This window comes from Rhodothermales bacterium (genome assembly GCA_013002345.1).
Classification (GTDB): domain Bacteria; phylum Bacteroidota; class Rhodothermia; order Rhodothermales; family JABDKH01; genus JABDKH01.
On sequence record JABDKH010000358.1, the window covers coordinates 18635 to 27551 of the forward strand.

Annotated in this window: 7 protein-coding genes; 3 read left to right on the plus strand and 4 right to left on the minus strand. The window is 58.0% G+C overall.

The features are described 5' to 3' along the window. Positions 1-13: 13 nt before the first annotated feature. Both HKN37_16970 and sucC read right to left on the minus strand, forming a co-directional pair. Complete coding sequence (locus HKN37_16970) at positions 14-1060, minus strand: ABC transporter ATP-binding protein (protein ID NNE48347.1); 1047 nt, start codon at positions 1058-1060, stop codon at positions 14-16. Beyond that, a complete protein-coding gene (gene sucC / locus HKN37_16975) occupies positions 1057-2241 on the minus strand; it encodes an ADP-forming succinate--CoA ligase subunit beta (protein NNE48348.1) in 1185 nt (394 codons plus the stop codon). Before sucC ends, HKN37_16970 begins: the two co-directional genes overlap by 4 nt. Before the next feature lie 124 nt (positions 2242-2365). On the opposite strand from sucC, the gene HKN37_16980 reads away from it, so the two are divergent. Then, a complete protein-coding gene (locus HKN37_16980) occupies positions 2366-3454 on the plus strand; it encodes a YjgP/YjgQ family permease (protein ID NNE48349.1) in 1089 nt (362 codons plus the stop codon). Positions 3455-3458: 4 nt separating this feature from the next. Here HKN37_16980 and HKN37_16985 read toward each other — a convergent pair whose 3' ends face one another. Both HKN37_16985 and HKN37_16990 read right to left on the minus strand, forming a co-directional pair. Further along, complete coding sequence (locus HKN37_16985; GenBank protein NNE48350.1) at positions 3459-3785, minus strand: DUF3467 domain-containing protein; 327 nt, start codon at positions 3783-3785, stop codon at positions 3459-3461. Continuing rightward, positions 3782-5206, minus strand: coding sequence for a pyridoxal-phosphate dependent enzyme (locus tag HKN37_16990; GenBank protein ID NNE48351.1), 1425 nt, complete (start codon positions 5204-5206; stop codon positions 3782-3784). The genes HKN37_16985 and HKN37_16990 overlap by 4 nt, the downstream gene beginning before the upstream one ends. Before the next feature lie 156 nt (positions 5207-5362). Between HKN37_16990 and HKN37_16995 the strand changes: the two genes are divergently transcribed. Further along, positions 5363-6835: a response regulator gene (locus tag HKN37_16995; protein ID NNE48352.1), complete on the plus strand. Its 1473-nt coding sequence runs from the start codon at positions 5363-5365 to the stop codon at positions 6833-6835. Between the two features lie 161 nt (positions 6836-6996). Then, positions 6997-8917, plus strand: a 1921-nt coding sequence (gene lon, locus HKN37_17000; GenBank protein NNE48353.1) for an endopeptidase La, incomplete at its 3' end; no start/stop codon positions are given.

Consider the following 8917-nt stretch of genomic DNA (forward strand, 5'->3'; position numbering starts at 1 on the left):
GACTCCACCGAGCTTATTCAGCGACCCAGTTCCACCGGCTTGCCTTAATGGCGACCGGAGCGTCGTGAGTTTCGCTCGTTCCGGTGCGGACGCGCATTTCGCAGTCGCCCGCGGCCACCCTGTACTCTACCACAGCACCGAGATACTGTTGACTTAAAAGGCGGACCTCAAGCCCGGCGTATTCCGGTACGAGTTCGAGGTGCTCAGGACGGACCGCCAGTCGCATTCCCGGCGCTGACTCTTGCCCGGTCAACGCCTGAACGACTCGCGGATCGGAAATCACGTTCGCGCCGCCCAGGAATCGGGCCACGAAGGCAGTCTGTGGGTTTTCGTACAGTTCGCGCGGCGTACCAAATTCGATGAGCGTCCCGCCATTCATGACGCCGAGATGATCAGACAGCGCTAGGGCTTCCTCCTGATCGTGAGTTACGTAGATGGTCGTAATACCAAGTCGTTGCTGCAGTGCCCGAAGCTCTTCCCGGGTTCGTTCCCGTAACTCCACGTCGAGATTCGACAGCGGCTCGTCAAACAGGAGGACCTGCGGTTCGACCGCCAGTGCGCGGGCGACCGCAACCCGCTGCTGTTGCCCGCCCGACAGCATCGTGACCGGACGATCGGCGAGACCATCGAGACCCACACGACCCAGCGCCTCCGCGACGCGACGCCTTCGATCGGACTTCGGGACGCGTCGTACACGGAGACCGTACTCCACGTTGCCTCCGACCGTCATCGTCGGGAAGAGCGCGTAACTCTGGAAGACCATCGCTGTCGGACGCTCTTGTGGCGGGTCCGCGGTGACGTCGCGGCCGTGCACAATTACCGAACCTTTGTCCGGCTGCTCGAATCCCGCAACGATTCTCAGCAGTGTCGTCTTGCCGCAGCCGCTAGGACCGAGAAGCGACAGAAGCTCGCCTTCGCCAACACGAAGCGTTACACCGTTGGCGGCAATCGTCGAGTCAAACCTCTTGGTAACCTCGTTGAGGAGAACACCATCCCCCTCCGATCCGGGTGCGGTCCTGGGACCTGACTTGTCGCCAGACGACTGTGGCGATTGCGTCACGCCGTAACGGAGGTCAATGCCTCATTGACCTTCTCTGCAGCCTCCCGAAACAGGGTTGCCGTTCGAAGTTCGATATCGCTATCGTCAAGGATCTGCTTCCCTTCCTCCGCATTCGTGCCCTGCAGACGCACGATAAGCGGTACCGTGATACCCACATTGTGAGCCGCTTCAACAACGCCGCGCGCGACCCGATCGCAGCGAACGATGCCACCAAAAATGTTCACGAGAATCGTCTTGACGTTGGGATCCTTGAGGATAATCCGGAAACCCGCCTCAACCGTCTCCGCACTTGCACTTCCGCCGACATCAAGAAAATTCGCCGGCTCACCGCCCGCGAGCTTGATCAAGTCCATCGTAGCCATCGCCAGACCGGCACCATTCACCATACAGCCGACATTTCCATCCAGCTTGACATAGTTCAGTCCGAAGTTCGTCGACTCGACCTCCAGTGGGTCCTCCTCATGAATGTCGCGCAGCTCCGCAAGCGCCGGATGCCTGAACAGAGCGTTTTCATCCAGACTGATTTTCGCATCGATGGCGAGCACATCGCCCTGCTTTGTGAGAACGAGCGGGTTGATTTCAGCCAAGGAGCAATCTGACTCTTCAAATGCTTTGTACAGGGCCGAGATAAACTTCGTGGCCGACTTGAGCGCCTGGCCTGTAAAACCTAGACCAAACGCGAGCGAACGCGCCTGATACGCACGAAGGCCAATCGCCGGGTCTACCCACTCCTTGAGAATCTTCTCTGGAGATTCTTCTGCTACCGATTCAATCTCTACCCCACCCTCGGTCGATGCCATGATCACGTTGGCATTCCGCTGGCGATCAAGGGTGACGCCGACGTAGAATTCCTTCTCGATATCGACCGCTTCGGCGATAAGGACCTTGCGCACCTTCTGGCCTTCGGGCCCCGTCTGATGGGTCTTCAGCATCATCCCGAGAATCGCCTCGGCTTTTTCTCTCACTCCTTCCACACCTCTGGCGAGCTTGACTCCGCCGCCTTTCCCGCGACCCCCGGCGTGGATTTGAGCCTTCACGACGAACAGGTCGTTTCCCGACTCGGCCGCGATCTTGCGGGCCGCTTCCACAGCCTCGTCAACCGTCGTCGCAACGGCCCCGGGTTGTGTCGTGACGCCGAATTTGAACAGGATCTCCTTCGCCTGATATTCGTGAAGCTTCATATGGCCGTATCTTGGATCGATTTGGGGAGTTTGAAAGTACGCTCCACCGGGCTACACATTCCAGCAAGAGCGAACCGTTCCGCCACCGAACGGCACGGTTTGCGACGTTTTTCGCGAGGCCTTGATGCTCACGACATTTGACAGGCACATCCTGAAGCGCTTTGTGCTCAGCGTCACCCTCCTCGTCGCTGCGCTGATCGTCTTCTTCATTGTCCTGCACTATGTAGAATACGTCGACGATTTCATGGACCGCGGGGCGCGCATGAGGGACGTGTTTCTCGTGTACTATCCCAATTATATCCCCGAGATCATAAAGCTTACGACCCCGCTTGCGGTGTTCATGTCGTGCGTGTACCTGACCGGACGCCTTGCCCAACAGTTGCAGCTCGCCGCGCTGCAGACCAGCGGCGTCTCTCTGCAGAGGCTTCTGCTGCCATACCTGAGCGCAGCCGTAGTCATCACCGGTTTCATGTTCTGGTTCAACGGTTATGTGGTGCCCGGGACAAATGCCGTTAGGCTCGACTTCGAAGAGCGCTACATGAAAGATGCTCCTCGCCAGATCGACGTCAACCACATACACCGCCAGGAGCGTCCCGGCACCGTCGTGACTGTATCGTACTTCGATCGTGCATCGGACATGGGGACCACAGCCTCACTGCAGCGATATGACAGTGCGCAGCGACTCACCGAGCGAATAGATGCCGTCCGGATGCAGTGGATAGACAGCCTGCGAGTGTGGCGATTCCAGTCGGCGGTCAGGCGCAAGTTCAGAACCGACGGCGGGGAGACCAGGACGGTGATGCCCGTGTTCGACACCACGCTTACGGTCTTTCCGCTCGATTTTGCACGTTCGGAGAAAGACGTCGAGTCAATGACAATTCCGGTAGCGTCCGAGCATATCGAGTCGCTGAAGCGATCCGGAGCTGATAATCTTGGTCAGGCCCGTGTCCAGTACTACTCGAAGTTCTCGTATCCGTTGGCGAGCTTCATTCTTGTGCTCATCGGTGTGCCTATGTCCGCGGTGAGGCGACGCGGTGGACAGGCGATACAGATCGGTATCGGTCTCGCAACGGCGTTTATCTATCTCGCTCTGATCAAATTCATCGAGCCGTTCGGATACACCGAGACCCTCTCTCCCATTGTAGCCTCCTGGCTACCTCACGGAATCTTTCTAGGCGTGGGCCTGCTCGTGCTCCTCGGAACCCGGAAGTAGTCTACTACGCCTCGCCACTCGGGCCGCCGAACTGGATGGGCTGCCCCGCCGGGGTTCGCTCAATGATCTCGCCGTGGCTTCGTTCGTACCTGTCAATATTCTCGGCGAGAGCGCTGAGCAGTCTCCTGGCATGCTGCGGCGTGATAATAATGCGGCTCTTTACTCGAGCCTTTGGAACTCCGGGCATCACACGAATAAAATCCAGAATAAACTCCTCTGGCGAGTGCGCGATCATCACGAGGTTCGAGTAGATCCCCTCAGCAACCTCCTCGCTCAGTTCGATGTTGAGTTGCGACTGGGCCGCGCTGGTACTCGGATCCTTCTGATTCATTGTGTGCCTTTGTTTTGTCCGTTTGACGACTCCCGGCCGGCCGAAGCCAGGGTCTCAATAAGATCGCTCTTCGTGATAATCTCGAAATGCCCGTCCTCGCCGGAGGCAACCAGGACGGCGCCGTTCCCCGCGTTGAGCATAGCCGAGAGCTCCTGCATCTCTACCCGGGGCGAAACGATGGGAAACGGCTCCTTCATGACGCGACCGACATGCTCGAAACGGGCTCCGGGATGTTCAATCAGATGGCTCAGGATTGCAGACTCATTCAGGCTGCCGACAACCGTCGAGCCCTCAACGACGGGTAGCTGGGAGATCCCGAAATCCGTCATGTAATCGATCGCTTCACCGAGCGTATCGTCGGGAGCGACAACATACACCTTCCTCCGCTCCGATCGCGAGCGCAGCACTCGATCTGCCGTGACTGCCTCCGTGTAATCCAGGAAGCCGTGCCCGCGCATCCAGTCGTCACTGTACGTCTTGTTGAGATAGCGATAGCCGTTGTCCGGCAATACGACTACTGCAACATCGTCCGGATTCAACTCGGAAGCATGGTCACGCAGCCAATCGAGCGTGCCTGCAACGGCAAGACCGCATGATTGGCCAACGAACAGGCCCTCTTCTCGCGCCAGACGACGTGTCATGATCATCGACGTCTTGTCGTCTACGCGGACGTAATCGTCAATCACCTTGAAGTTCATGTTACCGGCAAGGATGTCCTCGCCAACACCTTCCGTGAGATAAGGGTAGATCTCTTTCTCGTCGAACTCGCCCGTGTGAAAGTATTTGTAGTAGACAGAGCCGAAAGTGTCGATCCCGATGGACTTGATGCGATTGTTCTTTTCTTTCAAGTAACGCGTTGTGCCAGATATCGTACCGCCAGTTCCTGCACCGCAGAAAAAGTGGGTAACTCGTCCGTCGGTGTCGTTCCACACCTCGGGACCCGTGGTCTCGTAGTGGGCGCGTTCATTATCGAGATTATCGTACTGATTGAGGTACACCGAATTCGGAATCTCATCGGCCAGTGCGCGCGCGACGCTATAGTAGGAACGCGGATCGTCGGGGGCGACGTTCGTCGGACAGACGCGCACCTCCGCCCCCAGTGCCCTGAGCACGTCGATCTTCTCCTTGCTCTGCTTGTCGGTCGTTGTGAATACGCATTTGTAGCCCATCGCAATCGCCGCCAGCGCGATTCCTGCTCCTGTATTCCCGCTGGTACCCTCGACGATGGTACCACCCGGCCTGAGATCGCCTCGCTCAATCGCTCCCTCAATCATGGTGGTGGCGATGCGGTCCTTTACCGAGCCACCCGGGTTGAAGAACTCGACTTTGGCCAGTACCGTGCAGGGAATGCCCGCCGCGACGTTGGTTAGCCTGACCAGCGGCGTGTTGCCGATAGTCCCCAGAATGTTCTCGTGCCACATGTCAGGCGTACCTTGCAGAATATTGTTACGTTTAGCTGTGAGTTTTCTCACGTATCGGCACTGAAACCTACCGTCCCGCTGAATGTTGTCGCGGTCCAGTCAAGATGGCGTTAAGCCGACGACACGGGTGTACCCATCCAATTTAAGGATGATTTGATGGCGGCCCTAGAAACCTCATTCTCGCTGGAGCCGGAGCTGCTGGTGGCTACGTTCCTCCCGTCCGGCGAGCGTATCGCCCTTAATCACGCGTGGGAAACTGTATTCGGTCCGCAGGATGATGTGTGGTTGAGACTCCCGGATCCAGACAAGGAGCTGGTTCGAGACTACACTTCCGATGCCGCGTCGGGTTCACTGGTCACCAACCGTCTGTTCATGGTCCAGCATCCAGCCCGGGACCAGGCCATCCCCGTCCTCATTCATTTCCTTCCTGTGATGCTTCCCGCATCGGGCGACGATGTTCTCGCCATCATGGTGACCGGTGAGGTGCTTGCCGAGCCCACGTCATGGATGCTGAGTCAGACGGAGCGACATCGGATGGAGACGCTGGGCCGCATGACGATGGGCATGATACACGACTTCAACAATCTGCTAAGCGGAATCGTGGGACATACTGAACTGCTGAAAAGAGTCGCCGAGGAGGATCCTGGTTCCGTAGCCGGCTCGGAGCATCTTCAGACCATCGAACAGGCGTCGCTAGACGGCGCGACCCTCGTCCGGCGAATTCAGCAATATATCCGACAGGAGCGCCAGAGTGCTTTCGAACCCGTTGATCTGCGAAAGATCGTGGAAGATGCCGTGGCCTTGACGAAGCCGTACTGGTACAACGAGCCACGACGTCAGGGCGTGGTGATCGACGCCACGCTCGAAACAGGCGACGTGCCGCCCATCCTCGGTTCACCCTCGGAGCTTCGGGATGTGTTCGTCAATCTCATTCTTAATGCCGTGCAGGCGATGCCGCAGGGTGGCAAGATCGCCATCCAGATCAATCCCGACGAAAAGCGCCGTGTTCTCGTGTCTGTCAGAGACACTGGCACTGGAATGACGGACCGTGTCCGTGCACGAATCTTCGAGCCGCTTTTCACCACCAAGGGAAAGCGTGGAACGGGAATGGGGCTGGCTGTCTGCTACGGCACCGTACAGGAGCACGACGGTGACATCGAGGTCGAGACGCGGCTGGGCTACGGAACATCATTCGTCGTGAGCTTTCCGGCGGCAGACGTCGATACGAACGCAGTCGAGGCCGTCGAAGACACGGTCATGGCTAAGCCTGCACAGATTCTTGTGGTTGACGACGAGGAGATGGTCCGGAACGTGCTGGCCCGATTGCTTCGCCTCAAAGGACACGAGGTAACGACGGCCGAATCGGGGCCGATCGGCCTCGAAATCCTGCAAAGCCAGTCCTTCGACCTTATTTTCACGGACCAGGGAATGCCCGAAATGGCCGGCCGCGAGTTTGCAATGGCGGTCCGAAGCGTCCTGCCAGACATTCCGATAGCACTCATTACCGGCGATACCGATGTCGGCGAGCCTGACGCCAACATTGACATCGTCATTTCAAAACCCTTCAGAGGAGATCAACTCGAGTCCGCCATCAAGCTGCTCCTGCGTCGTCAATCGCCGGACGGGTGACGCTCTGACACGAACCGCATCATGAATACGGCGGACACATTGGCAGGATATCCCGGTTGGCCCAGTTTTTGACCACCACGCTGTCGCGACGCGAGAGGCACCTACTTGACACTGCGCGCGTTACGCCTGACTTGAACCACACGAGCACCCGCACCCATTACATGACGTACGAACCCCTCTGGTTGACCCAGGACGAAGACCCGGAACAGAGTATTCCCCTCCCCACGCCGGATGAGGAAAAGGAGATGAGCCGGACGGAGGTGCCCGATGCGCTTCCGATTCTCGCCCTTCGGAATACGGTGCTTTTCCCCGGCGTGGTGCTCCCCATAACGGTGGGGCGGGACGCATCACTGAATCTTGTCAAAGAGGCGTTCGCCGGCGACCGACTCGTTGGCGTTGTTGCTCAGCGCAGCAGTGAAGTCGAGGACCCCGAGCCCGGCGATCTCTATGAGATCGGAACGGTCGCGACAATACTGAAGCTGATCAAGATGCCGGATGGCTCGAAATCGATTGTCATTCAGGGCAAGCGTCGCTTTCGAATCGAAGAGTACATCGAGATCGAGCCGTACTTCAAGGCGCGAGTCAGCGCCATCGACGAGCAGCTCGAGGTGGATGACATTGAACTCACCGCGAGAATCCGCTCGATCAAAGAACTGGCCATTCAGATCGTGCACATGTCACCCAATCTGCCGAGCGAGGCCGCGTTCGCAATCCAGAATATTGAATCGCCCACGTTCCTGATTCACTTCATCGCCTCCAACCTTCAGGTGGAGGTAGAAGACAAGCAAAAGCTGCTCGCGACCATCTCCCTTATCGAGCGGGCAGATCAGGTGATGGACCATCTGGATCACGAAATCCAGGTGTTGCAGTTGTCCGAGGAAATTCGCTCCCGCGTAAAGACGGACGTGGACCGGCAACAGCGCGAGTACCTTCTTCGCCAGCAGATGAAAGCCATTCAGGACGAGTTGGGCGAGTCCGAGGCGTCGGCGACTGAAGTGGCCGGTCTGCGCGAGAAGGCGGAGAAGAAGGAATTGCCCGAGCACGTGACGAAGGCCCTGGATAAGGAACTCGAGAAGCTCAGCCGTTCCAATCCGGCATCACCCGACTATGCGGTGACCAGGAACTACGTCGACTGGATTCTGGACCTGCCGTGGTCGGAGTTCTCGGAAGATCAGCTGGATATCTCGCGATCCGAGGACATCCTCAATGAGGACCACTTCGGACTCGACCAGGTGAAGAAACGCATCGTCGAATACCTGGCCGTACTGAAGCTGAAAGGCGACATGAAGGCACCGATTCTGTGCTTTCATGGACCGCCCGGAGTAGGCAAGACGAGCCTCGGCAAGAGCATCGCACGGGCGCTGGATCGTCAGTTTGTCCGGATGAGTCTGGGCGGCATGCGGGACGAAGCGGAAATACGTGGGCATCGCCGAACTTACGTTGGGGCTCTGCCGGGCCGAATCCTTCAGGGAATGAAGCGTGCCGGGACAGCCAACCCCGTATTCATGCTCGACGAGGTCGACAAGCTGGGGGCCGACTTCCGCGGCGATCCATCGAGTGCTCTTCTCGAAGTGCTTGACCCGGAGCAGAACCATACGTTCAACGACCACTACCTCGAGCTCGACTACGATCTGTCACGCGTCCTCTTCATCGCCACGGCCAACTATCTCGACAGGATCCCGAATCCGCTTCGCGACAGAATGGAGATGATCGAGATCACCGGCTATACGCAGGAAGAGAAGCTTGAGATCGCCCGGCAGTATCTGGTCCCTCGTCAGACCACCGAGAACGGCCTGAAGGATGATCAATTCGCCATCACCGACGGTGCGATTCGGGAAATCATCGATGGCTACACGCGGGAATCCGGCGTTCGTCAACTTGAACGCACGATTGGATCCGTTGCGCGAGGCGTCGCAAAGAATGTTGCTGTCGGAAAGACAAAGTCGGCCGAAGTAACGGAGAATGAACTGGAGGACTACCTTGGGGCAAAGAAGTACTTCTCGGAAGTGGCCCTCCGCACACAGGTACCGGGTGTTGCAACCGGTCTTGCATGGACACCGGTAGGCGGTGACATTCTGTTCA